Source organism: Thiomicrospira sp. (assembly GCF_014859555.1).
GTDB lineage: Bacteria > Pseudomonadota > Gammaproteobacteria > Thiomicrospirales > Thiomicrospiraceae > Thiomicrospira.
Genome location: NZ_JACUTY010000001.1, coordinates 50,538 through 74,997, shown reverse-complemented (window position 1 = coordinate 74,997; position 24,460 = coordinate 50,538). Strand labels below are relative to the sequence as shown.

General features: G+C 46.4%; 31 protein-coding genes. 20 read left to right on the top strand and 11 right to left on the bottom strand.

Features of this window, described 5'->3' with window-relative positions; translation table 11 throughout:
• Positions 1 to 164: 164 nt before the first annotated feature.
• From modA to IBX48_RS00445, 8 genes are all read left to right on the top strand, one after another.
• Positions 165 to 929, top strand: coding sequence for a molybdate ABC transporter substrate-binding protein (gene modA, locus IBX48_RS00480; protein ID WP_296829411.1), 765 nt, complete (start codon positions 165 to 167; stop codon positions 927 to 929).
• Between the two features lie 167 nt (positions 930 to 1,096).
• Complete coding sequence (gene modB / locus IBX48_RS00475; RefSeq protein ID WP_296829408.1) at positions 1,097 to 1,792, top strand: molybdate ABC transporter permease subunit; 696 nt, start codon at positions 1,097 to 1,099, stop codon at positions 1,790 to 1,792.
• Between the two features lie 4 nt (positions 1,793 to 1,796).
• Positions 1,797 to 2,885: a molybdenum ABC transporter ATP-binding protein gene (modC, locus tag IBX48_RS00470; RefSeq protein ID WP_296829405.1), complete on the top strand. Its 1,089-nt coding sequence runs from the start codon at positions 1,797 to 1,799 to the stop codon at positions 2,883 to 2,885.
• Between the two features lie 4 nt (positions 2,886 to 2,889).
• Positions 2,890 to 3,108, top strand: a complete 219-nt coding sequence (locus tag IBX48_RS00465) for a hypothetical protein (protein ID WP_296829402.1) — start codon at positions 2,890 to 2,892, stop codon at positions 3,106 to 3,108.
• Positions 3,108 to 3,605 (top strand): sulfite exporter TauE/SafE family protein, encoded by a 498-nt coding sequence (locus IBX48_RS00460; RefSeq protein ID WP_296829399.1) that lies wholly within the window; start codon positions 3,108 to 3,110, stop codon positions 3,603 to 3,605. The genes IBX48_RS00465 and IBX48_RS00460 overlap by 1 nt, the downstream gene beginning before the upstream one ends.
• Before the next feature lie 107 nt (positions 3,606 to 3,712).
• The gene (locus IBX48_RS00455; protein ID WP_296829396.1) at positions 3,713 to 4,099 is read left to right on the top strand and encodes a hypothetical protein; all 387 of its coding nucleotides are present in this window, start codon (positions 3,713 to 3,715) and stop codon (positions 4,097 to 4,099) included.
• A gap of 43 nt (positions 4,100 to 4,142) precedes the next feature.
• A complete protein-coding gene (locus IBX48_RS00450; RefSeq protein ID WP_296829393.1) occupies positions 4,143 to 4,766 on the top strand; it encodes a transposase in 624 nt (207 codons plus the stop codon).
• Positions 4,767 to 4,831: 65 nt separating this feature from the next.
• On the top strand, positions 4,832 to 5,305 hold the full coding sequence (locus IBX48_RS00445) for a hypothetical protein (RefSeq protein ID WP_296829390.1): 474 nt from the start codon (positions 4,832 to 4,834) through the stop codon (positions 5,303 to 5,305).
• A gap of 46 nt (positions 5,306 to 5,351) precedes the next feature.
• Here IBX48_RS00445 and IBX48_RS00440 read toward each other — a convergent pair whose 3' ends face one another.
• Entirely contained in the window at positions 5,352 to 6,302 is a 951-nt protein-coding gene (locus tag IBX48_RS00440) for an arsenic resistance protein (protein ID WP_296829387.1), read from the bottom strand.
• A gap of 125 nt (positions 6,303 to 6,427) precedes the next feature.
• Here IBX48_RS00440 and IBX48_RS00435 point away from each other — a divergent pair, with 125 nt between their 5' ends.
• The 4 genes from IBX48_RS00435 to IBX48_RS00420 are packed head-to-tail and all read left to right on the top strand — an operon-like array spanning position 6,428 to position 7,733.
• Positions 6,428 to 6,913: a heavy metal-responsive transcriptional regulator gene (locus tag IBX48_RS00435; RefSeq protein WP_296829384.1), complete on the top strand. Its 486-nt coding sequence runs from the start codon at positions 6,428 to 6,430 to the stop codon at positions 6,911 to 6,913.
• Positions 6,864 to 7,148, top strand: coding sequence for a heavy metal-associated domain-containing protein (locus IBX48_RS00430; protein WP_296829380.1), 285 nt, complete (start codon positions 6,864 to 6,866; stop codon positions 7,146 to 7,148). Before IBX48_RS00435 ends, IBX48_RS00430 begins: the two co-directional genes overlap by 50 nt.
• Positions 7,139 to 7,366, top strand: a complete 228-nt coding sequence (locus IBX48_RS00425) for a GDCCVxC domain-containing (seleno)protein (protein WP_365942340.1) — start codon at positions 7,139 to 7,141, stop codon at positions 7,364 to 7,366. The genes IBX48_RS00430 and IBX48_RS00425 overlap by 10 nt, the downstream gene beginning before the upstream one ends.
• Positions 7,356 to 7,733, top strand: a complete 378-nt coding sequence (locus tag IBX48_RS00420; RefSeq protein ID WP_296829374.1) for a hypothetical protein — start codon at positions 7,356 to 7,358, stop codon at positions 7,731 to 7,733. The genes IBX48_RS00425 and IBX48_RS00420 overlap by 11 nt, the downstream gene beginning before the upstream one ends.
• 127 nt (positions 7,734 to 7,860) lie before the next feature.
• Here IBX48_RS00420 and IBX48_RS00415 read toward each other — a convergent pair whose 3' ends face one another.
• Both IBX48_RS00415 and IBX48_RS00410 read right to left on the bottom strand, forming a co-directional pair.
• Complete coding sequence (locus tag IBX48_RS00415; RefSeq protein ID WP_296829371.1) at positions 7,861 to 9,177, bottom strand: type II toxin-antitoxin system HipA family toxin; 1,317 nt, start codon at positions 9,175 to 9,177, stop codon at positions 7,861 to 7,863.
• Positions 9,171 to 9,500, bottom strand: a complete 330-nt coding sequence (locus IBX48_RS00410; RefSeq protein WP_296829368.1) for a helix-turn-helix transcriptional regulator — start codon at positions 9,498 to 9,500, stop codon at positions 9,171 to 9,173. The genes IBX48_RS00415 and IBX48_RS00410 overlap by 7 nt, the downstream gene beginning before the upstream one ends.
• A 371-nt stretch (positions 9,501 to 9,871) precedes the next feature.
• Between IBX48_RS00410 and ppk1 the strand changes: the two genes are divergently transcribed.
• Both ppk1 and ppx read left to right on the top strand, forming a co-directional pair.
• Positions 9,872 to 12,010 (top strand): polyphosphate kinase 1, encoded by a 2,139-nt coding sequence (gene ppk1 / locus IBX48_RS00405; protein WP_296829365.1) that lies wholly within the window; start codon positions 9,872 to 9,874, stop codon positions 12,008 to 12,010.
• Positions 12,011 to 12,084: 74 nt separating this feature from the next.
• On the top strand, positions 12,085 to 13,590 hold the full coding sequence (gene ppx / locus IBX48_RS00400; RefSeq protein ID WP_296829363.1) for an exopolyphosphatase: 1,506 nt from the start codon (positions 12,085 to 12,087) through the stop codon (positions 13,588 to 13,590).
• A gap of 29 nt (positions 13,591 to 13,619) precedes the next feature.
• Here the strand turns inward: ppx and IBX48_RS00395 are convergent, their stop codons facing one another.
• Together IBX48_RS00395 and IBX48_RS00390 are read right to left on the bottom strand one after the other, a co-directional pair.
• Complete coding sequence (locus IBX48_RS00395) at positions 13,620 to 14,693, bottom strand: NADP oxidoreductase (RefSeq protein ID WP_296829360.1); 1,074 nt, start codon at positions 14,691 to 14,693, stop codon at positions 13,620 to 13,622.
• 4 nt (positions 14,694 to 14,697) lie between these two features.
• Entirely contained in the window at positions 14,698 to 15,225 is a 528-nt protein-coding gene (locus IBX48_RS00390) for a hypothetical protein (protein ID WP_296829357.1), read from the bottom strand.
• Between the two features lie 358 nt (positions 15,226 to 15,583).
• Here IBX48_RS00390 and pyrE point away from each other — a divergent pair, with 358 nt between their 5' ends.
• Both pyrE and IBX48_RS00380 read left to right on the top strand, forming a co-directional pair.
• Positions 15,584 to 16,231 carry an orotate phosphoribosyltransferase gene (gene pyrE, locus IBX48_RS00385; RefSeq protein WP_296829354.1) on the top strand — a complete coding sequence of 216 codons (648 nt, stop codon included), beginning with the start codon at positions 15,584 to 15,586 and terminating at the stop codon, positions 16,229 to 16,231.
• Positions 16,221 to 16,742 (top strand): histidine phosphatase family protein, encoded by a 522-nt coding sequence (locus IBX48_RS00380; protein WP_296829351.1) that lies wholly within the window; start codon positions 16,221 to 16,223, stop codon positions 16,740 to 16,742. The genes pyrE and IBX48_RS00380 overlap by 11 nt, the downstream gene beginning before the upstream one ends.
• 4 nt (positions 16,743 to 16,746) lie before the next feature.
• Here the strand turns inward: IBX48_RS00380 and IBX48_RS00375 are convergent, their stop codons facing one another.
• Both IBX48_RS00375 and argB read right to left on the bottom strand, forming a co-directional pair.
• Entirely contained in the window at positions 16,747 to 17,502 is a 756-nt protein-coding gene (locus IBX48_RS00375) for a sulfite exporter TauE/SafE family protein (RefSeq protein ID WP_296829349.1), read from the bottom strand.
• Between the two features lie 83 nt (positions 17,503 to 17,585).
• Positions 17,586 to 18,482, bottom strand: a complete 897-nt coding sequence (argB, locus tag IBX48_RS00370; protein WP_365942341.1) for an acetylglutamate kinase — start codon at positions 18,480 to 18,482, stop codon at positions 17,586 to 17,588.
• 93 nt (positions 18,483 to 18,575) lie between these two features.
• On the opposite strand from argB, the gene IBX48_RS00365 reads away from it, so the two are divergent.
• Positions 18,576 to 19,088: a hypothetical protein gene (locus tag IBX48_RS00365; protein ID WP_296829343.1), complete on the top strand. Its 513-nt coding sequence runs from the start codon at positions 18,576 to 18,578 to the stop codon at positions 19,086 to 19,088.
• A 95-nt stretch (positions 19,089 to 19,183) separates the two neighbouring features.
• Here the strand turns inward: IBX48_RS00365 and IBX48_RS00360 are convergent, their stop codons facing one another.
• Genes IBX48_RS00360 through dut form a run of 3 tightly spaced genes read right to left on the bottom strand, consistent with a single transcriptional unit; the run spans position 19,184 to position 21,272 of the window.
• Positions 19,184 to 19,669 carry a YajQ family cyclic di-GMP-binding protein gene (locus IBX48_RS00360; protein WP_296829340.1) on the bottom strand — a complete coding sequence of 162 codons (486 nt, stop codon included), beginning with the start codon at positions 19,667 to 19,669 and terminating at the stop codon, positions 19,184 to 19,186.
• Positions 19,670 to 19,708: 39 nt separating this feature from the next.
• Positions 19,709 to 20,773, bottom strand: coding sequence for a phospholipase A (locus IBX48_RS00355; protein WP_296829337.1), 1,065 nt, complete (start codon positions 20,771 to 20,773; stop codon positions 19,709 to 19,711).
• 37 nt (positions 20,774 to 20,810) lie between these two features.
• Positions 20,811 to 21,272, bottom strand: a complete 462-nt coding sequence (dut, locus tag IBX48_RS00350; protein ID WP_296829334.1) for a dUTP diphosphatase — start codon at positions 21,270 to 21,272, stop codon at positions 20,811 to 20,813.
• 160 nt (positions 21,273 to 21,432) lie between these two features.
• On the opposite strand from dut, the gene arfB reads away from it, so the two are divergent.
• From arfB to IBX48_RS00335, 3 genes are all read left to right on the top strand, one after another.
• Positions 21,433 to 21,852: an alternative ribosome rescue aminoacyl-tRNA hydrolase ArfB gene (gene arfB / locus IBX48_RS00345; protein WP_296829331.1), complete on the top strand. Its 420-nt coding sequence runs from the start codon at positions 21,433 to 21,435 to the stop codon at positions 21,850 to 21,852.
• Between the two features lie 138 nt (positions 21,853 to 21,990).
• Complete coding sequence (locus IBX48_RS00340) at positions 21,991 to 22,734, top strand: DUF4395 domain-containing protein (protein WP_296829328.1); 744 nt, start codon at positions 21,991 to 21,993, stop codon at positions 22,732 to 22,734.
• Positions 22,735 to 22,754: 20 nt separating this feature from the next.
• Positions 22,755 to 23,138, top strand: a complete 384-nt coding sequence (locus IBX48_RS00335) for a DUF302 domain-containing protein (protein WP_296829325.1) — start codon at positions 22,755 to 22,757, stop codon at positions 23,136 to 23,138.
• A gap of 44 nt (positions 23,139 to 23,182) precedes the next feature.
• Here IBX48_RS00335 and coaBC read toward each other — a convergent pair whose 3' ends face one another.
• Positions 23,183 to 24,451, bottom strand: coding sequence for a bifunctional phosphopantothenoylcysteine decarboxylase/phosphopantothenate--cysteine ligase CoaBC (gene coaBC / locus IBX48_RS00330; RefSeq protein ID WP_296829322.1), 1,269 nt, complete (start codon positions 24,449 to 24,451; stop codon positions 23,183 to 23,185).
• Positions 24,452 to 24,460 lie beyond the last annotated feature (9 nt).

The window sequence follows — 24,460 nt, the reverse complement described above, 5'->3', positions numbered from 1 at the left end:
TTTGAATGCTTAATTCAACACACGGTCTTTCTTAATTAATAATTAAACATTAAAAATTAAAGATTCTTGTTTATCCGCCAGCCCGTTCAAACGGGTTTTTTAACCCCAAGCGAGTTAGCCTTTGGTATTTATCGATTGGTTTTTTATTCTTATTGGATGTAATTATGAACCTTAAAGCCTTACTACCAGGCCTGGTGCTTTGTTTTGCTGCAACCAATGTGGCGCATGCAGCCCAAGTCACCGCGGCAGTGGCTGCCAACTTCACCAAAACCATTGAAGAAATCGGCGCCGAATTTACCAAAGATACCGGCCACACCATTCGCTTCTCATTTGGCCCCACAGGTAAGTTGTTTGCCCAAATCAAAAACGGCGCACCGTTTGATTTATACTTCGCCGCCAACGAATCCACCCCACAAATGGCGGTGAAAGAAAACCTAGCCGTCGAAGACAGTTATTTTGTCTATGCCCAAGGCGTTTTGGTGCTTTATAGCCCAACACTCGCGGTAAAGAACAACGCAATGGACATTCTTAAAAAAGCCGAATTCCGCCATTTAGCGATTGCGAACCCCAAAACGGCGCCCTATGGCACCCAGGCCGAGCTGTTTTTAAACAAACACGACCTTTACAAAACCCTGCGCCCCAAACTGGTCAACGGCGAAAGTATTGCGCATGCGTTTCAATATGTCGCCACTAAAAATGCGGAAATCGGCTTTGTCGCCAAATCACAGGTAGTTGATCCAGCCAGCCCTGCCTACAAAAATGGCGAATACTGGGAACTACCACAAAGCGATTACAAGCCAATAAACCAAGCGGCAGTGACCACCAAACGCGGCGAAAACAACCAAGCCGCGAAAGCTTTCATGCAATATATGAAATCGCCCAAAGCAATTGAAATTATCCAACGTTACGGCTATAACTTGCCGAACTAAGATTTAATTAACCACGAAAGTTCAATTCCCCTCCTTTGATGGGAGGGGGTCGGGGTGAGGGTGAGATAGGACGATAAAATGCTCCCTCCCCTAACCCCTCCCGCTGGGAGGGGGATAACCTGCCTTCCTTTGCGCTTCGTCATCTAAAACCAAAAACGGACATAAACATGATTGAACTTTTCGGCACCGCCGTCAATTTGCAGCCCATTTGGCTGACGTTGGAAGTGGCAACCTATACCACGATCATCCTCATACTTATCGGTACACCGCTGGCCTGGTGGATGTCGCAAATGAAGTCCTCCAGCAAAATTGTGCTTGAAGCCTTGGTGGCTTTGCCGTTGGTTTTGCCGCCGACCGTTTTAGGTTTTTATCTATTAATTGCCATGAACCCGACCGGCCCGGTCACCGAATTTTTACGTTTTTTTGGCTTTGAAGGCCAGCTCACTTTCAGCAAAACAGGCCTGGTGATTGGCTCGGTGTTTTACTCATTGCCCTTCGCGGTTCAACCCTTAATGCACGCGTTTGAAGCGATTCCGCATCGTTTACTTGATGCGGCCGCCACCCTACGCGCCAATGTGTTGGATCGGTTTTTTACCATTGTCGTACCCTTATCGCAACGCGGGTTTTTGGTCGCCGCAACACTCAGCTTTGCGCATACCGTGGGCGAATTTGGCGTGGTGTTAATGGTGGGCGGTAATATTCCGGGCGAAACCCGCATGGTGTCGATTGATATTTTCGACCATGTAGAAGCGATGGAATACACCCAAGCGCATATTTTATCGGGCATGATGTTGGTGTTTTCGTTATTCGTACTCATGCTGGTGTACGGTTTAAACCGTCGTTTTGGCGTAAAGGTAGGATAAATTCATGACCACAAAAACCTTAACCGCCAAGCTAAGCGGCAACCTCACGCTTGACCTCGGCGGCTTTAAATTAAACTCCGGCGAATTTAGTTTGCCGCTTAACGGCGTGACTGTATTATTTGGCCGATCTGGCAGCGGAAAAAGTACGCTGTTGCGTGCCATAGCGGGATTAGATAAACGCACGCGCGGACACTTAGTTGTTGATAGTGAAGTGTGGCAAGATGCTGATAAACTTCTACCGACTCCAGCGCGTCACCTGGGTTTTGTGTTTCAAGATGCCGCCTTGTTTCCGCACATGACTGTGCGCCAAAACTTGATGTATGGCGTAAAGCGTTTACCCAAAAACCAGCCGCCTGCAGATTTTGACAAGATTGTTCAACGGGTTGGCATCGCCGACAAACTGGATCGAGAGGTCACCTTTTTATCCGGCGGCGAAAAACAGCGCGTCGCAATTGCGCGAGCGTTACTTATGTCGCCCAAACTGCTGTGTATGGACGAACCGCTTTCCGCACTCGATTGGCGCGCCAAAGCTGAATTGCTGAGTTTGATAGAAGAACTGGTGGCTGAATTTAATTTGCCAGTGCTCTATATCACCCATGCACCGATTGAAGTCGAACGTTTGGCGAACCAAATCGTGTTTATGAAAGACGGCCAAATTGAAACCATTGAAACCCTACAACAAGCTTTAGCGCGTGCCGATTCGCCCTTATTTGACGAACAAGGTGCGGTATCGGTTTTAATTGGACAACCAGGCCTGGTGGAGGCTGGATTACGTGAAATAAAACTGGGCGACGATCGACTCTACCTCAGCCCAACCCACGACATTCATACGCCGCAAGTACGCATTCGTGTGCTGGCGCGTGATGTAAGTTTAGCCCTATCCGACCCCAAAGATTTAAGCATCATCAACCACTTGCCGACGACGATAGATGAATTAATTCCGCTCGATGAACATCGTTTATTAGTACGCCTAAACCTAAGCCACCAGCAACAACTATTCGCCGAAATCACCCAAGCCTCCGCCCAACGCCTAAACCTACAACCAGGCCTGGTGGTTTATGCACTGATTAAGTCGGTGGCAATGACGGAATAACACGATGACTGGATTGCAAAAACTTTGGCTGGCGGCGCTGCTCGGTGCTCTGATTGGTTTGCTCGGCGGCTTGATTGGCTTGGGAGGGGCGGAATTCCGTTTGCCGATTTTGGTGGCGGTTTTCAGCCTGCCCACACTGGAAGCGATTATTCTCAATAAAGCCATGAGTTTGGTGGTGGTGATCACCTCGATTTTTTCGCGTGGTATGCCGCCGGTTACGTGATGAAACTCGCCCCCGCGATGCTTAACCGCGTGGTGTTCGGATTGCTGATTGCGCTGGCGCTGATTATGTTTTGGGAACACCTAGTCGGTTTCGGTGAAACGGGTACGCCTTTATTTCAGCAGGCCTGGTTACAAGCCTTAGTCGGCCTATTAGCAGGCCTGGTGGTCGGCATTGTAGCCGCGGTATTGGGTGTCGCTGGTGGCGAATTATTGATTCCAATTATTGTGATTCTCTGGGGCATCGACATCAAAACCGCCGGCAGCCTGTCGTTATTGGTCAGTCTGCCCACTATGCTGGTCGGGTTTTTCCGCTACCGCCAAGCGCAAGCCTTTGATGCACTACGTCGTGAAAGGGATTTATTAATCTGGATGAGTGTCGGCTCAATCGCTGGCGCGCTCGTCGGCGGCTTGATGCTCGGCCTGGTTCCCGCACAATGGCTCGGGTTGTTTTTAGCGGTCTTACTGCTGATTTCCGCTTGGAAAGTGTTTAAACATTAAGGTTTTTGCTGTTTAATTAGACACATTTTTATACGCTTCTCAATCAAAACCTGAGCGCATGTCGTAAACATCAAAATCACGAATATCAAACTAAAGGAGATCACATTATGCAACGCAGAAGGTTTTTAAAATCTATCGGTTTGACAGCCGTTTTACCAGGCCTGGTGGTGAGCCAGTCGGCTCGGGCCAAAGCCGACCTGTATCCCGCTTCATTGCTTTATCGCCAGCCGGTTAAAGTTGCTGATGACGTATATGCCACAATAGGCGCAACCCAAGGCCCGACCTATGAAAACGCCGGCCACAATAACAATATGGTGTTTGTCATTGGTGAGCGCGGTGTACTGGTGTTTAATGCCGGCGCATCTTATTTAGTCGCTAAAGCCTTACACGATGAAATTAAAAAACACACGCAAAAACCCATTTTATACATGGTGAGAGCTTTGCACGAAAAAGACTTGAACCCAAGTCATACTCATGCAATCTCTAACGGTTAAGTTTAAAATACACCCCATTAAAACAATTCAATGGAGCACTAAAATGGCTTGGAAAAACCTAACTCAAACCTCACTTGCCGATGCCTTCATTCATCAGCACGAAGCCATTAGTGAGTTAGACGAACTCAATCAACTCATTGATTGGAAGTCCATTGAATTGCAAATGATCACGTTAAACAACAGCCCTACTGGCGAAAGAGCCTGGCCACCTTTGATGATGTTCAAAATCCTATTACTGCAAAGCTTTTACAATCTAAGCGACCCCGCCTGTGAAAAACAACTGGCTCGTGACCTACTTTTTAAACGCTTTATAAACCTAAGCCTTACAGACCCCGTGCCCGATCATTCCACTATATGGCGCTTTAGAAACAATCTCAACAAAAGCGGTCTGTTACAAACGCTGCTCGATAACATCAATCATCAACTCAATAGCCAAGGCGTCATTATTAAAAATGGTCAAGCCAGTATTATTGATGCCACCGTTATTCAAGCCAAAAACAACCGACCCCATAAAAATGCCAAGGGCGAAAACACCCAAGACGTCGATGCCTCTTACAATGTTAAAACCGCATCGGATGGTTGGTGTGCCCAAAAACTGGAAAACACCAACAAAAACCAATTAAAAGGCCAAAAATACGGTCAAAACAGGACCAAAATGCGAGATTAACTTCAAAAAACGCCTATTTAGAATCAACACGTCGTGTCACCAAAGAAAAAGCCGATGGCACGCGCATGGTCAGTTTTGATCAATCGTTTGAGACGGCGTTGGATTTAGAATTAGGCGGCATCACCGCCCAACTGCGCTGGCTGGGTGCAGCACACGTACCGGGCGATATTTCGATTATTTTGCCCGAACGCAATGTGGTGTTAGCCGGTGATATCGCGTTTCACGAGCGTTTGCTGAATGTGTTACCCGAAACCAATACCCTCGGATGGGTTGAAACCTGGCAAATTTTTACTGCGTTAGCGCAGGATAAAATCATTGTGCCGGGACATGGCGGGGTGACCAACTTTACTCAAGTTAACCGCTATACCTTCGAGTATTTGGACTTTATGCATACCCAAGTGCGCAAGCTGATTGAAGACGGCGGCAGTTTAGCGGAGGCATCACAAATTGACCAAAGTCAATTTAGCCATCTGGACACCTTTGAGGAGTTGGCGGCGATCAATGCATCGCGGATTTTTGCCGCGCTAGAGTTTGAATAGGCTATTCAACCACCAGGCCTGGTTTCCTAGGCTAGGTGCAGTAATTTTATTTAAATAGTTTTTGCGGCAACCACCATAAATAAAACACCATGCCAATCAGTTCAACCAGTGATTGCACTACGATCACTAGGGTAACGATTTCCGCGCCTTGCGGCAAACTCAGTGCTATTGGCAATACCACAAACGAATTACGTGTGCCAAAACTAAAGGCCAAGGTTCGTCCGTGTTCGGCATCGAATTTTAAAGCGTGGCTCATTAGCTTGGCTAATAATGCGGCTGAAATTAAAAACGCAATATAAACCGGGATCACCGCCAGCAAACTCTGCGCCGCCAACCATGCCGCCTGCGCTTGTGAAGCGGCAATTAAAAACACCACCAGCGCCAATAAGGGAACCGGCCACCAAGCCAACATCTCACGGTACTGTGCACGTTCGGCTTTGCGTTCAATCCATTTTTCGCTCACTAACGCCAAGATTAGCGGGACTAAAATAACCAACACCGCGCCCTGTAACGCGTGCCATTCAACTTCGATACTAAAACTTTGTGGTAGCATCAGCCACAAATAAAACGGCAACAGCAACAACTGCAAACCCAAATTAATCGGCGAAATCGCAATCGCCCGCGCACTACAGCCTTTGCCGAGTTGGGTGAAGGTAATAAACCAGTCGGTACAAGGTACCAGCAATACCAATAACACCCCCAAACGCAACAGCGGATCATCGGGTAAAAATTGGATTAACCCCCATACCATCAGCGGCACCAGTACAAAATTACCGACCAAATTTGCCAAGGCAAAACGCCGGTCACTAAAGGCTTGTTTTAAATGCAGTAACGGCACTTGCACAAACGTCGCATACAGCAATAACGCCAATACCGGCCACAGCAAACTTTCAAATACCCTGTTAAATCCAGAAGTGAGCGCACCGACCACCAGGCCTGCCCCAATCGCCAGCGCATAAAACACAATTTGATAACGCTCTAAGGTGATGCGTTGCATGGCTATCTTCCTGTCAATTTGGAAGGCTATTTTAACCACCATTAAAAGCAACGCAAAAAAATTATCTGCCACACTTGACCTTGGGGTATAGTCCAAGGTTTATCATGCTACTAAAAGGGGAAAAGATGACTGAACTGACGATTGGCAAACTGGCGCAATTGGCTCAAGTCAAAACCGATACAGTGCGTTATTACGAGCAATTAGGCCTCATTCATCCTGCGCAACGCAGTGCGTCGGGTTATCGACTTTACAATCAAATAAGTGTCGAACGACTGGGTTTTATTCGCCGCGCGCAAGCGCTGGGTTTTACACTGGAAGAAATTAAAGAGCTGATCGAATTGCATCAGCAACCCACCACACAATGCGACGATATTGGACAACGTGCAACATTGAAAATTAACCAAATTAACCAGCGCGTTGCTGATTTATTGCAAATTAAAGCGGGGCTTGAACAATTGCGGGCACAGTGTCATCAAGGTGACCGCTTGGAAGACTGTAGTTTAATTAAACATTTTTATGGAGACTCACATGAAAACAAAACCACCTGTATGGAAGATAGGCATGGCCGGCCTTGCGATGCTATTGAGCACACCGAACCTACTCGCCGCTGAAAAGGGCTATGACATTCAAATCGGCGGTGTTACCTGCATCAGTTGTGTACCGCGCGCAGAGGCCGAGTTTAAGAACATGGATGGCGTTAAGTCGATTAAAACGGATGTTAAAAAAGGTGAGGTCAAGATTTGCACCGACGCATCTGTGGCCTTCACCGAAAGCCAACTGACCGCTATTTTTCGCCAACGCGGCTTTGCGTTTAAATCCATGAGCGTGAAGGATAATTGCTTATGATCACGCTTGAATCCACCTTAACCTGTCCGCAATGCGGCCAAAGCAAAACCGAACAGATGCCGACGGATGCCTGCCAGTATTTTTATGAATGCAGCTTTTGTGGCACGTTATTAAAACCTTTACCTGGAGACTGTTGCGTGTATTGCTCGTATGGGGATGTACCCTGTCCGCCCATTCAACAATCCGGTAAACAAGGGAGTTGCTGCTGTGGAAAATAACGCCGTCAAACCCAAAAAGTGGGGCATCTGGATTTTATTCGCTTCCGTGCCGACCTTACTATGCTGTGCGTTACCGGTCATATTGGTGAGCCTTGGCATGGGGTCTACGGTGGTGAGTTTGTATAGTGAGCAACTGCCGTTTTTACAATGGTTTGGCATGAACCCGGCGCTGACCTTTGGCATCACCGCCGTGATTTTGTTGATAGCCGGTTGGTTGCTTTATCGCCCGGGTCGCACCTGTCCTGCCGACCCTGACTTAGCTAAAGCCTGTCAATCCGCTAACCGTTGGAATCATCGTTTCTTTTGGAGCGCGGTTGTCATTTGGTGTATCGGCGCATTTTTTGCCTTTGTATTACCCCTAATATGATTTGGCTACGCCAAAAAATACGAGGGAAAAGTCGCCAAACAAGAAGCTCTCCTATCAGTCCTGGGCACTGGAATATTAACCTTTTTTCTTTTACGCCCTGACGCGTGCAAAGGACGAATAGAGAAGACTAAATTTTTAGCCTTAGATTGCTTTCAACCGCTTCGCGTAGTGGTTTCGGGACATCGTTTTTTCGTGCAAGTTGCGACCAGTTTGAAACCTTTTCAATCGTTTCGTCGATGATAGTGTTGATTTTAGTACGGGTGAACATGGGGCTGAGTTTTTCCAGCGAATAGAAATCGTCTCGGGTGAAATTGTTGCGTTTGCCGTTTAGGCTCATCCAGTGGCTGTTTACCCATTTGCTTTCGGGTTTATAGCTGTACGCCAAATCATAGGCGGGTGCTAAACGCCATTGTTTGCCTTTGAGCATAAAGGCGATGTTTTTGGCATGGTCGTCGTGGTTTCTGGCGACGATATTAAAGGTCATGCGTCTTAAGAGTTGTTCGGCATCGCTAGCGGGCAGTTTGAGTTGTCTAGCTACGCTAAACAATTCGGCATAGGAAAACGAACCCGGCTTTTTATAATCAACATGCGCCAGGCCATTTAGGGTTTGGATATGCACTTTCTGATTGTTGATGCGGTCAAAACGCTGGGTCATAAAATGACGGCGATTGCCTTCCGGCAGCAAATGACAGGGCATCATCTCAATGCCGCATTCGGTCGCCATTAAATAATACACATATTCCATTGCACCATAACCGAGAGGATCGCCAAAAGTTTGTTGATCTTTGTGGTGCTCGCTAACGCCGTCAAACTTCATTAAGTAATGAGTGAAGCCTTCGGGGATTTGAGTTTGGCCGGATCGGACTTGGCTAAAATCTTGATTAAATGCGAGCACGGCTTTGGGTCTTGCGCCGCCGGCACTCATGCCGACAGAAAGCAACGCCAACATTGCTTCACTATCTTCCTGCCCACTTTTTTCAAGCTGAATACTGAATTGATCTCGCGCATCGAGAACTTCTTGCGCCATGGTAATCAAGGATTCAATTTCAACCTGCTGTGAGGCATTAAAGCCTTTTACATCTGTGGCGGGCGCATATTCCAGCGCACCCATGCCGCGTTTGCCGGTGTATTGCAAACGTTGCAGTGGCGTAATTTCTTGCGGTGATTTACCTTGTGCCGCCACCCAAGCATTTAACACTGCATTACCGAAATCATCCGGCAACGAGTCGGCTACCAGGCCTGGTAGGCCTTTAAACGTTTCAAAATCAAGCTCCGGAAAACTGTAAATACGTTTGGCCAGCGGCATTTTTAACGGTGATAGTTCGATGTCCGTTGCGATAAATTTTGGCGAATATTCAAATGCGCCCTGTCCGGTTTCAGTATTAAAACTCACCGCACCGACATCATGTTCTAGATAATTGACATTAACAACTTCCATTACCATTCGAGTTCATCCTTGTCATGCTGGCTGCGTTGGCCGGAGGCGCGTTGGCGCTGCTGGCCTTGTAGTTTTGCCAGTTGAATCGGCGAAATAAGTTGTGGTGGTAAAAAAAGATCGAGCTGCTTAACCAAATCCAGCGCTTGTAAAATCGCCACAAATACCTCAATCTGAGCTTTGCCTTTTTCGGCGTTTAGGATGGTTTTTCTCGACACGCCGACTATCTCCGCAACTTCCATTTGCGTTTTGTTTTGGTTTAGCCGCGCTTGCTTTAAACGCTCACCCAATTCTTCTGCCATCGCCGCCGCTGATTTAGCTTCAAATCCCATAAAGTCCTCAATAACTTACACTAAGTTCAAATATAGCCGTTAATGTGTACAAAATAGCACCTTGTATTAATCTTGTCATTAGTCAAATCATAAATCAATGAATAAGGTTCTTAATTCTACACATTAACATTAATAAAAGCCTGCAATGTAACCAAACTAGCACACTAAAAACTATCTAATCATTACTTAAGTTTGTATTAGCCATTTAATAGCCAATTGAACTGATTAATAAATGGGCTTAATTCCTCTACCACCAGGCCTGGTGGTTTGTTATTAAGGTGTAATTTCACCAAACCGTCATGCCAATTCCGGCGGTTTGAGCTAGAATAGATGGAATTACGCACACACTTTCACTCATCAAGGTTTGAAGAATGAACACGATACCTGAACAACCCGAACAAATCATGCAGCCGGTTTACTTTAACCGCGAACGCAGTTTATTAGAATTTAACCGCCGCGTATTGGCGCAGGCCAAAAACCCAGAAATTCCGTTGCTTGAGCGGCTGAAGTTTCTGTGTATTTCGAGCAGCAATATGGATGAGTTTTTTGAAGTGCGTTTAGCCAGCCTGATGGAACTGTCGAAAGACCCGGGCGCACGCACTCAGCCGGACAATATGGCACCGAAAGAAGCCATTACCATGCTCACCGAAGTCGCACATGAAGTGGTGAAAGACCAGTACAACACGCTTAACCATATTTTGATTCCGGCATTGGAAAAAGAAAATATTCGGTTTGTGCGTCGTAACCATTGGAACGACAAACAGAAAGAGTGGATTCGTAATTATTTCTTGGATTCGCTTAAGCCGGTATTAAGCCCAATGGGGCTTGATCCGTCGCACCCTTTCCCAAAAATTTTGAACAAAAGTTTAAACTTTATTGTATCGCTTGAAGGCAAAGATGCATTTGGCCGTTTGAATGGGTTGGCGATTGTTCAGGTGCCGCGCTCATTGCCACGTTTGATCAAACTGCCGCCAGAAGCCACCGATGGTGAAAACGATTTTGTGTTTTTATCTTCAGTTTTGCACTCGAATGTCGCCAACCTTTTCCCCGGCATGACGGTGACTGGTTGTTATCAGTTCCGCGTCACACGCAACACCAATTTGTTTATCGACGAAGAAGAAGTCGATGACATTATGAGTGCGCTGCAAGGCGAGCTTTATGGCCGCCAGTTTGGTGATGCGATTCGTTTGGAAGTAGCGGATAACTGCCCACCGGCGATGGTGGAATATTTAATGAACCGTTTTAAGCTCGACAAAAGCGCCCTTTATCAAGTACGTGGCCCAGTTAACTTACATCGGTTAGATGCCGTGCCCAACATGGTGAATCGACCGGATTTATTGTTCCAACCTTTTTCGGCGCGTCAATTAACGCCGCCAAAAACCAGCAAAGCCGGGTTCCGTTTGTTTACGCGTAAAAAAGAAGTCGACAACCTATTCGAGCAAATTCGCCAACAAGATATTTTATTGCACCACCCTTATGATGCGTTTGCACCCGTGATTGATTTCATCAACCAAGCGGCCAAGGACCCGGATGTGTTAGCGATTCGCATGACTTTGTATCGCACTGGTGATAAATCCGCCATTATTGATGCGCTGGTGCGTGCGGCCAACAATGGCAAAGAAGTAACGGCGGTGGTAGAGCTACGCGCACGTTTTGATGAAGATAACAATATTCAACAAGCCACGCGTTTGCAGGATGCCGGTGTGCACGTGGTGTATGGTGTGGTCGGCTATAAAACCCACGCTAAAATGATTTTAGTGGTACGCCGCGAAGACCAAAAATTGCGCCATTATGTGCATTTGGGCACCGGCAACTATCATCATATCACCAGCCGTTTTTATACCGATTTTGGCTTGTTTACTTGTCGCCCGGAAATTGGCCGGGATGTCACTAAAATTTTTCAGCAGCTCACCAGCTTGGGTAACACGAATGACTTGGAGGTGGTGTTGCAATCACCCTTTACCTTGCATAGCGGTATGCTCGAACGTATTGCACGCGAAGCCGACAACGCGCGCGAAGGCAAACCCGCCCGAATTATCGCGAAGATGAACGGTTTACAAGAAAAACAAATTATTGACGCGCTTTATGCCGCCTCACAAGCCGGTGTTCAAATCGATTTAATTGTACGTGGCATTTGCAGTTTGACCCCTGGAATTGTGGGCTTGTCGGACAATATTCGGGTGCGCTCAATTATTGGTCGGTTTTTGGAACATCACCGTGTTTATTACTTTGAAAACCACGGCCAAGAGCCGCAACTTTTCTGCTCCAGCGCCGATTGGATGAGCCGAAACCTACTGGCACGAGTTGAAACCTGTTTCCCGATTCTGGATCCCAATTGTTTCCAACAAGTGTTTACCGAAGGCTTGGCAATTTACCTGGAAGACACTACCTCCGCCTGGGAACTTCAGCCCGACGGTCGTTATCAACTGCATGAACTTACGCAGGATGAAGTCGCGTTTAACGCTCAACAATCGCTGGTGGAAAAATACAGCGGCCCGTCAGAATCTTAAGGCTCGGCTCAATCAAATTTGGTTTGATTGAGTAAACCGAGTAAACTACGCGCAAATTAGTTAGATGTGACCTTATGACGACTTCATCCGATAATGACCTTTATGCGGCGATAGACCTGGGATCGAACAGTTTCCATATGATCGTCGCACGCGAAGTCCACGGCCAACTACAGGTGGTGGATAAACACAAAGAAATGGTGCGATTGCGTTCCGGTTTAGACCGACAAAACCATCTAAGCGACAGTGCGGTTTCAAGCGCGCTTGAATGTTTAGAACGCTTTGGCCAGCTCATCAAAAATATTCCTAGCCAAAACGTGCGTGCCGTCGGCACCAATACCCTGCGCAACGCCAGTAATAGCCGTGCGTTTCTGATTGCCGCCCGCAAAGCACTTGGGCATCATATCGAAATCATTTCGGGTAAAGAAGAAGCCCGCTTAATCTTTTTAGGCGTGGTGCATGGTTTGCCCAGTAGCGACGAACAACGCCTGATCATGGATATCGGTGGCGGCAGTACCGAATATATTATCGGCCGCGGTTTTAGTAACGACCACCTCACCAGTACCGAAATGGGTTGCGTGAGTCTGAGTTCGCCGTTTTTTGAAGACGATATTGTGACCGCTGAACGTATGAGCAAAGCAATTGCGAGTGCACGTCAGATATTACGCCCTCATCGCCGTATTCTCACCAATTTAGGCTGGGATTCGGCTTATGGCGCGTCTGGCACCATCAAATCTATTGGAATTTTATTGCAAGAGAATGGCTGGAGCGAGGCTAATATTACGCTTGATGGCCTACAAAAACTACGCGGCGAAATGATTAAAGCTGGCAGCGTGCAAGACTTAAAACTCAACGGACTAAAGGACGATCGACGCCCCGTTTTAGCTTCCGGTCTATCAATTTTGATTGCCACTTTCGAAGAGTTAAACATTCAGCAAATGCTTGTAAGCTCGAATGCGTTACGTGAAGGCCTAGTGTTTGACACCTTGGGTCGTTTATTTGCCGAAGACTCGCGTGAAGCCAGTGTGCGTGCGATGCAAACCTGGATGAAAGTGGATACGCAACAAGCCCTGCATGTGGCACAATCCGCGCGTAAGTTCTTTAATCAGACGCACAACGTTTGGCATTTGCATGACAGCGAATACGATTACCCGAAACTGTTAGAGTGGGCTTGTCTGTTGCATGAGTGCGGTATGGCGGTGAGTTACAAACGTTATCGCCATCATTCGGCTTACTTAATTGAGCAGTCCGATATGGCCGGCTTCACCAACCAAGAAAAACAAATGTTGGCCGCGATGTTACTTAACCACCGTAGCAAGTTTATGGTGGAAGCCTTCGAAAACCTGCTCGAACCACATAACCAAAAACTGATTTATTTGACGGTATTACTGCGTTTAGCGGTGCGGATTCACCGTGGACGAGACTTAGAAGTGCCGGAAATTTTATTGGTGATTAATGAAGGTCATTCGATTCACCTCAAATTTGAGGATGACTGGTTAAAAAACCATCCGCTGTCTTTGCTGGATTTAGAAATCGAAGCCAAACGTTTAGAAGCGGCGGGCTTTAAACTGAGTTTTGCTTAACCACCAGGCTTGGTGGTTAGACTCTAAGCTTAATAAACATCCAATTGAATACGGTGCTGCTTTTTGGCATCTAACCATGCCTGTTGTGCCTGCTCTTGGGTCCAACCAAACGCCTGCTCCCAAACATATTTAATGCTTTGTTCGACGCCTTTGGCTAAGCCAACTTTATCGCCACAGATATAAATGTTTGCGCCCTGCTGCCACAAGGACAACCAGGCCTGGTGGTTAGCTAAGATTGCATCTTGGACATAAAATTTTTCGGATTGATCACGCGAAAAGGCGGTGTACAAATCCAACTGATCGGCTTGCTGCCAGGCCTGCAAACTGGCCTGGGCTAGGAAACGGGTAGCTTGATGGGTTTCGCCAAAAAACAATTGATTTTGCTTAGCTCCCGCCTGAACACGGGCTTGCATAAAACCGATAAACGGCGCTAAGCCGGTACCGGCTGCAATCATAATCACCGGCTGGTTTGGGTTATCGGGGAGCTTAAAATGCGCATTGGGTTTAATTTCCGTTTCCAGCACATGCCCCACTTGCGACTGCTGCATCCAATTTGAAGTAACGCCCTGGCGAAACCGATCATCGCGCTGATATTGGATGGCCTTATACAAAACATGAACTTGATTTGGGTAACACTCAGGTGCACTCGCAATCGAATAATAACGCGGCGCCAGCGGACTTAATAAATGTAAGAACTCCGCCCCCAATTCTGCCAACTCTGGGAAGGCATTCAACAAATCCAATATATCTCGCCCTTGGGCATACATTTGCATATCCGCACGCGACGACCAGGCCTGGTATTGATGTTGACGTACCAATTTATTCAGAATAGCGGGATCGAGTAAGGTCAACTCGAGATGATGGGTTAAGGCATAGTCAATTGTACAGGGTTCATGACGACGTACTTGAATGGTTTGAGCGGGGTTGAGTTTTAACTTATGAATTATGTGCTGAACTAGGCCTGCTGAATTTTGGCCTTTAATGGTGATCCAATCACCTGCCGCATAATCTAGTGCCGAATCGGCCGATAATTTAAGCAGAAACGCATGCGGTTCGTGATCATCAGGGGTTAAATCAATTTGTTCTTCAATGCGCAGCTGCATCGGATTAAGCGCGCAAATACTCGATTAACACCATTAACCAAGGTGCACTGACCAAAATCGTGACCGCCGACATCAAACCAGCAATTAAGCCGATACCCATTTGTGGAATGAAGTTATTTTGTTTGATTTCAATATCGCTGATTTGGCGCTCAACGTGGGTTAAGACTTCCACTTGACGTTTTAATAGGCCATTTAAGGTTTGGATTTGTTTAAACAGCAACTTCTGCTCATCTTCAAACTGAGTTTTAGTGCGACGCGTAAACTGGTCGATATGACGAGTCTGCTGTCCCATTTCGCGCATTTGCTCAGATAGCTGACCAATCGACGCATCCATTTGCTGAACCAGATTCTGGATCGCAGTTTTATCTTCATTTAACCATTCATAATCCGGGTTCAACATGTCCGATAGATCAAGATCTTGCAAATAACTTTCGCCACTAGGTTTACGGCGGCCTTTGTGTTTGCGAATCGCTTGTTCAAGCAAAACACTTTTGGAGCCTAGTGGTTCAACGGATCTTAAATCAATCGCCATGGTTGCTTTCCTTCTTGTGCGGACATCCGCCCTATTCTGGTTAATACGGTCTGGTTTTTTTTGGATACAACTGTATCGAGTTATCAAGCAATTAAGCAAACCCCATACCAAATCCTTAAAACCGCCTTCAACTCCGCATCGAAATTCAGCAATCAGGACAAAGTGATTGGAGCGCGGTTATTTTAGCAAAATTTTTGACATAAGAAGGGTTTCCTTACGTTATTTTATGCTTATTTTTATAGAGAATTTACGCCAACTGTTCACTTAGTTCAAATTTACAAATTCCATCAAAAAAACAGCTTGCACCCACCCCTTCAGCCCACTATGATTAGGGTTTATTTCGCAACCATAAAGACTCATGCAAAAAACCAATTTTATTGAATTCATTCGCCAAACTGGCGTGCTCAAACTGGGCGAATTCACACTTAAATCTGGGCGCACCAGCCCTTACTTCTTTAATGCCGGCTTATTTAATACCGGTGGTCAACTGGACCAACTTTCGCAAGCTTATGCCGACACGATTGCCCACTGTGGCATTGAGTTTGATGTGTTATTTGGCCCGGCTTACAAAGGTATTCCGCTCGCCGCAACCACCAGCGTAGCATTAGCGCGAGATCACAAACTTGATAAGCCCTATGCGTTTAACCGCAAAGAAGTAAAAGACCACGGCGAAGGCGGTCAAATTGTCGGCCACCCACTTGAAGGCCGTATTTTGATTATTGATGATGTGATTACCGCGGGCACGGCCATTCGTGAATCAATTGACTTAATTCACGACCACGGCGCACAACCCGCGGGTGTCGTGGTGGCGTTGGATCGTATGGAACGCGGACAAGGTTCCTTATCCGCCATTCAGGAAGTCGAGCAACAATACGGCTTGCCGGTGATGAGTATTTTAAATCTGAATGATTTGATTAACTATTTAAGCGCCCAAACCGATAACGCCGAAGCTTTAGAAGCCATGCGTTTATATCGTCAAACTTATGGCATTGAAGATGGCCGATAAACTGCGCGAACTGCTCATCTGGCGCCACGCCAAGTCGGACTGGTCGAATGAGCATATCAGCGATAAAGATCGTGCATTATCTGAACGTGGTAGACGTAATGCCAAAAAAATGGCAAGTTGGCTGGAAACGCAAGAGTTGTTACCGGATGTAATCTTATGCTCAACCGCCAAACGTGCGCAACAAACCTTAAACCGCTTGTGTAAAGATTGCGACATCCAAACATTAAACCTGGATTCACTTTACCTGGCGGACTTATCTACTTTATTAGCCGAACTGGCTAAGGTTGAAGGCAAACGCATATTGTTAATTGGCCACAACCCGGGTTTAGAGAAGTTGATTGATTACTTACACACTTTACCAAGTGAACAATCCAGCCAGATTAAACTTCTACCAACCGCGGCGATCGCCCATTTTGTGATGCCTGCTGACTGGTCAAACTTAGAGCGTGGCGACGGCAAAATGGTTAGCATTACTCGACCTAAAGACATACAAAACCCGCCCAGCTCATAAACCATCACCAGGCCTGCATAATCAGAGCGAGCCCCACTAGAACCGTCAATATTTCAAACGCGCGTTTCACCAATTTATTGCCTTTTACAATGGCCAGATGCGCACCTAAATAACCGCCCATTAACGAACCTAAAATTAACGCGGGCAACCAACTCCACTGAATCTCACTCAATAATCCAAGCGTAATCGCACCACTGCCATTCCAGAAAATCCCGACCAATATTAAAGTGTAAGTGACCGCGGTTTTGTAATCTAAACCAAACCAACGCACCAACCATAACGTCACAAACAAACCCGTGCCTGAAGTTAGTGATCCATTGAGTATACCTATCAACATAATCACCAATCCGCCAATAATATAACCTTGTGTGGTGCGATTTTGGATGGCTTCGATTTGCCCAAGCTGGGGTTTTAGCCAAGAGTAGACGCCCAAACCCAGCGTTAATAAGCCTAATGCCAACTGTGCCAGTCGATCATCAACCTGCAAAATAAAACTCGCGCCCAGCATTACACCTGGCACACCTGTGGCCAAAATAAACCAGGCGAAACGCCAGTCTAAGGTTGAATTTCGCCAATGACGCGCGGTCGCCCCCAAGCCCAAAAACACACTGGCGACTTTATGGGTGGCGAGCGCAACCCCAAACGGCAACCCCAAAAACAACAAAGCCGGCAACTGTAACAAGCCTGCACCACCGCCGGCTAAAGCCGACAGCAAGTTGGCAACTAACGAAATAATGAACAGTAGGATTTGATCTATCAAACGAAGAATCCACCAATAAAAAAAGCGAAGCCTAAGCCTCGCTTTTGAAATAAGATTACGCCAGACGTAATATTTAGTATTGCTTAACGCGCGGTAATCAAAGTGCCGACACCTTCGTCGGTAAACACTTCGAGCATCACCGCGTGAGACACTCGGCCATCCACAATATGCGCGGCTTTTACGCCACCTTGTACCGCATCTAACGCACATTGAATTTTCGGCAACATGCCACCGTAAATGGTGCCATCCGCAATCAACTCATCCACCATTTTGGCGTTTAAGCCGGTGAGCAATTCACCCTGTTTGTTAAGCAGGCCTGGTGTATTGGTTAACAACATCAGCTTTTCGGCTTGCAAAGCTTCGGCGACTTTTCCGGCCACCAGATCGGCATTGATATTGTAAGAGTTACCTTGCGCATCCACCCCAACTGGTGCAATCACCGGAATAAAGTCACCTTTAATTAACATGTCGATCACGCCGGTATTGATGCGTTCAACTTCGCCCACATGACCAATATCAATAATTTCAGGCGCGTCCATGCCCAGTGTTTGCTTAGTGACCTTGAGTTTTTTGGCGATAATCATATTGCCATCTTTACCCGTCAAACCCACCGAGTTGCCACCGTGCTGGTGAATTAAATTCACAATTTCCTTGTTCACTAAACCGCCTAATACCATTTCCACAATATCCATGGTTTCGTTATCGGTGACACGCATACCTTGAACAAACTTAGACTCCTTACCCACGCGCTTCAACAAGTCACCAATCTGCGGGCCACCGCCATGCACCACCACTGGATTCATGCCGACCAACTTCATTAATACGATGTCACGTGCAAAACTCGCCATCAAATCATCTTCGGTCATGGCGTTGCCACCGTATTTAACCACGATGGTTTTACCGGCAAAACGCTGGATGTAAGGCAAAGCTTCGGCCAGTACCGAGGCAATATGCTGGGCTTGGTCTTTGTTTAAATTCATTGTATTTTGCACTCTCATGGCTGTTGCGCCTGTCATTTCATTAAGGGAAATGGTATTTTACCCGCATCGTTAAAAAAATACAGGAATCTATCCATGCGTTTTATTGTTAGTTTGTTTGCTTTACTGATGTTATCAGGTTGTGCTTTAACTCAAACCGGTTCGAATAGCTGGATCACGTTTAACGATCAAACCCCGGCCACCAAGGTTTTGGCACAAGCGCTGGAAAACCAAGGTTATATCACCACCGTTTTAAATGAACGTCAAATTGAAGTGTTATATGACAATGGACGTTATATTATGGAGCCACGCATTCGGCTAGGCGGCTTAAGCCGTGTGGTGGTGAGCCAGGTTTATCCGATTAAAACCGAACACCAAACCAATCCGGAAATTTTTGTCACGCTGTCGCATTTAAACAGCCATTTGAGCTGCGCTAAATATATTTTGCAACCCGGCAACAAAGCCGCAGAGGTACAATCGTCGATTACATTTATTGATGACCGTTTAAGTATGCGCGAAGTCGAATTGTTTATGGGGTGGATGCAACAACGTATTCGCCAAGCCAGCTCGCTTGTACCGCAAGACACCTTACGTATGTTTGAATTTTAAACTGAACGAACGGGTCAGGATGAAACAAAAACCACCCGGCCTGGTAAAGACCTGGCCTGGTGGTTTTCTGATTGAGTTAGATTGAGACTGACGTCTTAATCGCGGAAGTTTTCAAACTGCAGTGGGCGCTCGAATTCTTCTTGGGCTTTTAGCAACGCAATCGCTTCTTGTAAATCATCACGTTTTTTGCCAGTTACACGCACACTCTCACCTTGAACTTGCGCTTGTACTTTTAGCTTGGCGTCTTTTAAAATCTTCACGACTTTTTTGGCCAACGGCGTATCCAAACCTTGGTGAACAATCACCGTTTGCTTGGCGGTTTTGAGTTGAATATCCGGATCTTTGAGTTCAATCGCGCGTAAATCGATGCCGCGCTTGCTAAGTTTTGAGGTTAATACGTTGTACATTTGGTCTAACTGAAACTCAGACTCGGTGCTCATTTTGATTTCCAAGTCTTTTAGTTCAAAACTCGAGTCGGTTCCCTTAAAGTCAAAACGTGTCACCACTTCCTTATTTGCTTGATCAATGGCGTTTGTTAACTCATGTTTATCGACTTCTGAAACCACATCAAATGACGGCATACATCCACTCCTTAAAAGCTATAAATAAGCCAGATTTTATCATAACCAGCTGTTTAACTTCACGCCGATCCCAATTGAATTGTTTAAGTGATTATAGTCAATCATACTTTCGCCATAACCATAAAACCACTGCACATAACCCTGTAAGTTGCGGTGCAATCGGTAACTGTAATTCAATTCAACCGCACCATAATTATCATCGGCATCAAAATTATTACGCACCATCATATTGAGGTTGTTTTTTCCAAGCTTGGTGGCAAAGTGCAACTCACCCGCCCCCATATAATCCAAAATATCTGGGTTGTCGTCATTACCGTCGCGATCAGGTATACGCCACCAGGGTTTAAGCGTGATGACATTGTTGCCACGCTCAAAAATAAAACGCGCGTAAATACGGTTCCATGAACGCGAAATCGGGTCACCACGGCCGTTAGATTGATGCGACACGCCTAAATCAATCAGCCGATTACGCCAACCTAAAAACTCAATATTTTGATCGTACGTTACCCACAGCTCTGGTTCATGATTGGTTTCGCGAAACGGCTTAGAAAGTTTCATATTATACGCTTGCCAAAACGCACGGTTGGTATAAGCCACAAACCAGCGTCCGCCTAGTAAATTATCGGCCACCGGTATTTTTAAACTCACTTGAAATTTGGTTTCAACCCGTTGAAAACGGCCATCAATCGTCTCAACATAATCCACTCCATTGTATGGCTGCTCATTCGGTGTGGCAAAGTTATACGAGCCAATCAAAAGATAATTGGGTCGATAAGGCAACATAATATAAGGTTCAAACTTATTGCGGCGCTCGGCCTGGATACGATTTTCAAGGGCGGTCGGCTCAGCTTGGTTTGCATCGAACATTTGATCAAGCCTGACCGCCGCGTCAGCCGATTCCAAACAACGCGCACGTAAGGTTTTCAACGTCATCTCGCCTGACGCATGCTTCAAACCCTCTTGCATACATTCCGAGTTTAAAGCGTTTGAGCCATCCGAGTCTTTTATGGCCTCTTGCGCCCACAAGGTGGAACTGCCCAAGCCAACCACCAGGCCTGCTATGCCACGCATTCGTCTAGTTCTTCTACCATTGCGTGTTTTCATTTTTCGGCCCTTTCTAAGTCATAGATACTGAACAAACTTAATGTGTGCCAGTGTGTCCAAAACCGCCTACACCGCGCTCACTCGACTCGCCAAACTCACTCACCTGGCTAAAAACCGGTTGTAATACGGGCACTATCACCATTTGCGCAATGCGCTCGCCGATGCCTATAGTATAAGGTGTGTCACTGCGATTCCAGCAGGATACCTTTAACTCGCCCTGATAATCCGAGTCAATCAAACCTACTAGGTTGCCTAATACAATCCCGTGTTTGTGGCCTAAACCCGAGCGCGGCAATAACATCGCGGCTAAACCGGCATCATCCAAATGAATCGCTAAACCAGTTGGAATTAACTGGGTTTCACCGGGTGAAAGTGTAAGTGGTTCGTTTATACACGCCCGTAAATCTAAGCCGGCTGAACCTTGGGTTGCATAGTGCGGCATGCCAATCTCGTTACCCAAACGCGGGTCTAAAATTTTGTATTCCACCTGAATCGTCATGTCCTATCCTTAATGATTGCCAACTACTTTTATGCTGACTGAATAAATGATTGTGTCGTATTTTACACGATTCGTTGCGAGCCGATTCAATCGCCTGCTTGATCACGGACTTAGTTGTTAAAATAGGTTATCTGATTTAAAAAAACCGAGCTTAGATTCTATGATTTACATTAACCCGCAGCTACAACTTGATGAGTCCGAAATAGACCTTAAAGCGATTCGAGCTCAAGGTGCCGGCGGTCAAAATGTCAATAAAGTTTCCTCAGCCGTGCATCTGCGTTTTGATATCCGCGCGTCAAGTCTGCCGGACGAGGCCAAACAAACACTCTTACAGCTGCGTGACCATCGGATTACAAAAGAGGGGCTGATTGTGATCAAAGCGCAACAGTTTCGCACTCAAGAACAAAACCGTGAAGCCGCGATTAAACGCTTGATTGAATTGATTCAACAAGCGCTACACGTGGATAAACCACGTCGTCCCACCAAACCCACTCGAGGTTCACGTGAACGTCGCTTAAAATCAAAAGTGCAAAAAAGTAGAATTAAAAGTTTACGTGGTCGCGTGCAAGACCATGACTAAGCATTTTTTCAACTAACCATATCGCCTCATTAAGTTTTTCTATTGGCTTTTGTGCCCCCCCAAGCCGTAACATTATCAAACATTAATATTATAAAAATACGACCTACTTTATTCGGTAGGCTGACAGGAGCATATTCAATGTGGCAAGCATATTTAAATGCAATCAAAAACCTTTGGTTTCGTGATCCGTCTGAATCCCCCCTCTACATTAACGATACCGCTGTAAGAGTTCGCGCTGGTATCTTATTAGTCATCCCACTTTATATGGGCTTAACGCTTTATGATGCGATTTATGTTTCAAACTGGATTGTAGATGGCAATACCTCGGTCGACACTTATGAGCTTGATTGGGATGGTCATATCATTTATCAGGTCGAGGCGATTCGTCGCACTTTTGATTGGACCATTCAAACATGGGTTTTATTTTATGCCTTATTTGATATGTTATCCGGCATGTCAAAGTGGACATCACGTTTATCACCCACCATCTTAATTGCCAGCCTATTAGCCGCCGACAAACCGGCAGTATGGAAACCCCTAGTACCAAAACGCTTTGCTTGGACGTTAGGCAGTATTTTTATTGTGGTGTGTATTGTGTTCTTTAACCCAGACAGTACCGCACGTATACTTAACTCGATTTTAGGCACTGAAATTCCCACCCATATTAACTATATGCCTTTTTGGATTCCGCTCGTATTGGTTTGGGTCTGTCTTGGATTTATGTGGATGGAGGCAATTTTGGGCTTCTGTGTGGGGTGCAAAATTCACTCTATGTTAGTCTGGATGGGTATTATCAAAGAAGAGTGCGAAACCTGTAACAATATCGACTGGGATGAAATTGCCCGTCGCCATCAAGAACGCCAACAACAAAAAAGCGATTAACCTTCGCAAAGGATTGTGTTATGTATTATGTAGTTGAAACCCCAAAATCGTTTGAACAAGCCAGTCAAGATTTAGAGGCCGCTGTTAAGGCTCACCAGTTTGGGGTGTTGCACATTCACGACCTAGGTCAAACGTTGCGCACTAAGGGCTTTGATTTTAAAGGCCAATGCCGTGTGTTTGAAGTGTGCAACCCAGGGCAGGCCTCTAAGGTTTTAGCGGTGGATATGAACTTGAATATGGCCTTACCTTGTCGAATTTCGGTATTTACTGAGCAAGGTGTCACCAAAATCGGCATGATCCGGCCCGAACCTATGCTGGCGATGTTGTCGGACAATGCCGAGCTCGTTAAGATTGCACAGCAGGTAGAAAGCGCCACCCAAAAAATGATTGATCAAGCGAAATAGCTCCAACCCTTAATAGGGCACCTCGATTAACCCGAATTGATGACTTAATTTGCCGCAGTGGTTTCTAGCGTTTGCTGAATAAAACCTAAAAGCCACTTGGCTTGCTGGGTTTTGGATGACGGCGCAAGTGGCCATTCCTGATTTTGGGTAATCAAAGTTAAAGCATTATCATCTGTGTCAAACCCAAGTCCTTCACCCACCTGATTGGCGCAAATCATGTCTAGCCCCTTGCGTTGTAATTTGGCCTTGGCATAGGCCATCACTTGTTGCGTTTCCGCCGCAAACCCGACCACATAAGGTTTATCTGCCTGCGCGGCGACCCAGCCAATAATATCCGGGTTTTGTACCAACTTGAGTTCTAAGCCGTCTTGTTCAGCCTGTTTTTTGATTTTTTGGCTAGCCAGTTCAGCCAACCTAAAATCGGCGACCGCGGCCGCGCCAATCATGACATTAACTTGCGCATAATATTGCTTTACCGCTTCAAACATTTGCAAAGCCGATCGCACATCAATTCGCGTCACGCCGGGTGGGGTCGGCAAATTCACTGGCCCGCTGATCAATACGACTTTCGCCCCCAATTCAGCCGCAGCCTCGGCGATCGCAAACCCCATTTTGCCGGAGCTTCGATTACCAATAAAACGTACAGGGTCTAGGTCTTCATAGGTTGGCCCAGCGGTAATCAGCAAGGTTTTATCCGACCACCAGGCCTGGTGGTCGGTAGGAATAGAATGCTGACCAACCAGGCCTGGTGCTTTATCTGCATTTATGTCCGCAACCGATAACTTATCCGCTTGCTGACGAATAATGTTAAAAATCGTTTCGGGTTCAGCCAAACGCCCTGCCCCGACTTCACCACAAGCCTGCTCGCCCGAGGCGGGTTCAATCATCTGCCAGCCGCGTGTTTGCAGAGCCGCGACATTATCTTGGGTGGCGGCATTCGCCCACATTAAGCGGTTCATCGCGGGGGCAAATACAATCGGTCGATCGGTGGCTAAGCATAGCGTAGTTAATAAATCATTTGCCATACCTGCACGCAAACGTGCCAATACATCCGCGCTGGCGGGCGCGATCACAATTAGATCCGCCCAACGTGCCAGTTCTATATGTCCCATACCGGCTTCTTGTTCGAGATCAAACAAGCTGTCGCGCACTTTATGTCCACACAAAGCTTGAAAGGATAAAGGTTGAATAAACTGCTTGGCGCCTTCGGTCATCACCACCTGCACTTGGTAGCCGGCTTTGACACACAAGCGCACTAACTCCAAGGCCTTATAGGCTGCGATTCCGCCTGACACACCAACCAACACTTTCATATTTGTTAC

Coding starts and splice junctions, on each gene's coding strand:
- IBX48_RS00430 (WP_296829380.1), top strand. CDS start 6,864: ATGGCCGGCCTTGCGATGCTATTGAGCACACCGAACCTACTCGCCGCT.
- IBX48_RS00380 (WP_296829351.1), top strand. CDS start 16,221: ATGGCCGATAAACTGCGCGAACTGCTCATCTGGCGCCACGCCAAGTCG.
- modA (WP_296829411.1), top strand. CDS start 165: ATGAACCTTAAAGCCTTACTACCAGGCCTGGTGCTTTGTTTTGCTGCA.
- IBX48_RS00340 (WP_296829328.1), top strand. CDS start 21,991: ATGTGGCAAGCATATTTAAATGCAATCAAAAACCTTTGGTTTCGTGAT.
- modB (WP_296829408.1), top strand. CDS start 1,097: ATGATTGAACTTTTCGGCACCGCCGTCAATTTGCAGCCCATTTGGCTG.
- IBX48_RS00395 (WP_296829360.1), bottom strand. CDS start 14,693: ATGCAGCTGCGCATTGAAGAACAAATTGATTTAACCCCTGATGATCAC.
- ppx (WP_296829363.1), top strand. CDS start 12,085: ATGACGACTTCATCCGATAATGACCTTTATGCGGCGATAGACCTGGGA.
- arfB (WP_296829331.1), top strand. CDS start 21,433: ATGATTTACATTAACCCGCAGCTACAACTTGATGAGTCCGAAATAGAC.
- modC (WP_296829405.1), top strand. CDS start 1,797: ATGACCACAAAAACCTTAACCGCCAAGCTAAGCGGCAACCTCACGCTT.
- IBX48_RS00460 (WP_296829399.1), top strand. CDS start 3,108: ATGAAACTCGCCCCCGCGATGCTTAACCGCGTGGTGTTCGGATTGCTG.
- pyrE (WP_296829354.1), top strand. CDS start 15,584: ATGCAAAAAACCAATTTTATTGAATTCATTCGCCAAACTGGCGTGCTC.
- IBX48_RS00365 (WP_296829343.1), top strand. CDS start 18,576: ATGCGTTTTATTGTTAGTTTGTTTGCTTTACTGATGTTATCAGGTTGT.
- dut (WP_296829334.1), bottom strand. CDS start 21,272: ATGACGATTCAGGTGGAATACAAAATTTTAGACCCGCGTTTGGGTAAC.
- IBX48_RS00455 (WP_296829396.1), top strand. CDS start 3,713: ATGCAACGCAGAAGGTTTTTAAAATCTATCGGTTTGACAGCCGTTTTA.
- IBX48_RS00360 (WP_296829340.1), bottom strand. CDS start 19,669: ATGCCGTCATTTGATGTGGTTTCAGAAGTCGATAAACATGAGTTAACA.
- IBX48_RS00415 (WP_296829371.1), bottom strand. CDS start 9,177: ATGGTAATGGAAGTTGTTAATGTCAATTATCTAGAACATGATGTCGGT.
- IBX48_RS00450 (WP_296829393.1), top strand. CDS start 4,143: ATGGCTTGGAAAAACCTAACTCAAACCTCACTTGCCGATGCCTTCATT.
- IBX48_RS00465 (WP_296829402.1), top strand. CDS start 2,890: ATGACTGGATTGCAAAAACTTTGGCTGGCGGCGCTGCTCGGTGCTCTG.
- IBX48_RS00445 (WP_296829390.1), top strand. CDS start 4,832: ATGGTCAGTTTTGATCAATCGTTTGAGACGGCGTTGGATTTAGAATTA.
- ppk1 (WP_296829365.1), top strand. CDS start 9,872: ATGAACACGATACCTGAACAACCCGAACAAATCATGCAGCCGGTTTAC.
- IBX48_RS00440 (WP_296829387.1), bottom strand. CDS start 6,302: ATGCAACGCATCACCTTAGAGCGTTATCAAATTGTGTTTTATGCGCTG.
- IBX48_RS00435 (WP_296829384.1), top strand. CDS start 6,428: ATGACTGAACTGACGATTGGCAAACTGGCGCAATTGGCTCAAGTCAAA.
- IBX48_RS00335 (WP_296829325.1), top strand. CDS start 22,755: ATGTATTATGTAGTTGAAACCCCAAAATCGTTTGAACAAGCCAGTCAA.
- argB (WP_365942341.1), bottom strand. CDS start 18,482: ATGAATTTAAACAAAGACCAAGCCCAGCATATTGCCTCGGTACTGGCC.
- IBX48_RS00410 (WP_296829368.1), bottom strand. CDS start 9,500: ATGGGATTTGAAGCTAAATCAGCGGCGGCGATGGCAGAAGAATTGGGT.
- IBX48_RS00355 (WP_296829337.1), bottom strand. CDS start 20,773: ATGAAAACACGCAATGGTAGAAGAACTAGACGAATGCGTGGCATAGCA.
- IBX48_RS00390 (WP_296829357.1), bottom strand. CDS start 15,225: ATGGCGATTGATTTAAGATCCGTTGAACCACTAGGCTCCAAAAGTGTT.
- coaBC (WP_296829322.1), bottom strand. CDS start 24,451: ATGAAAGTGTTGGTTGGTGTGTCAGGCGGAATCGCAGCCTATAAGGCC.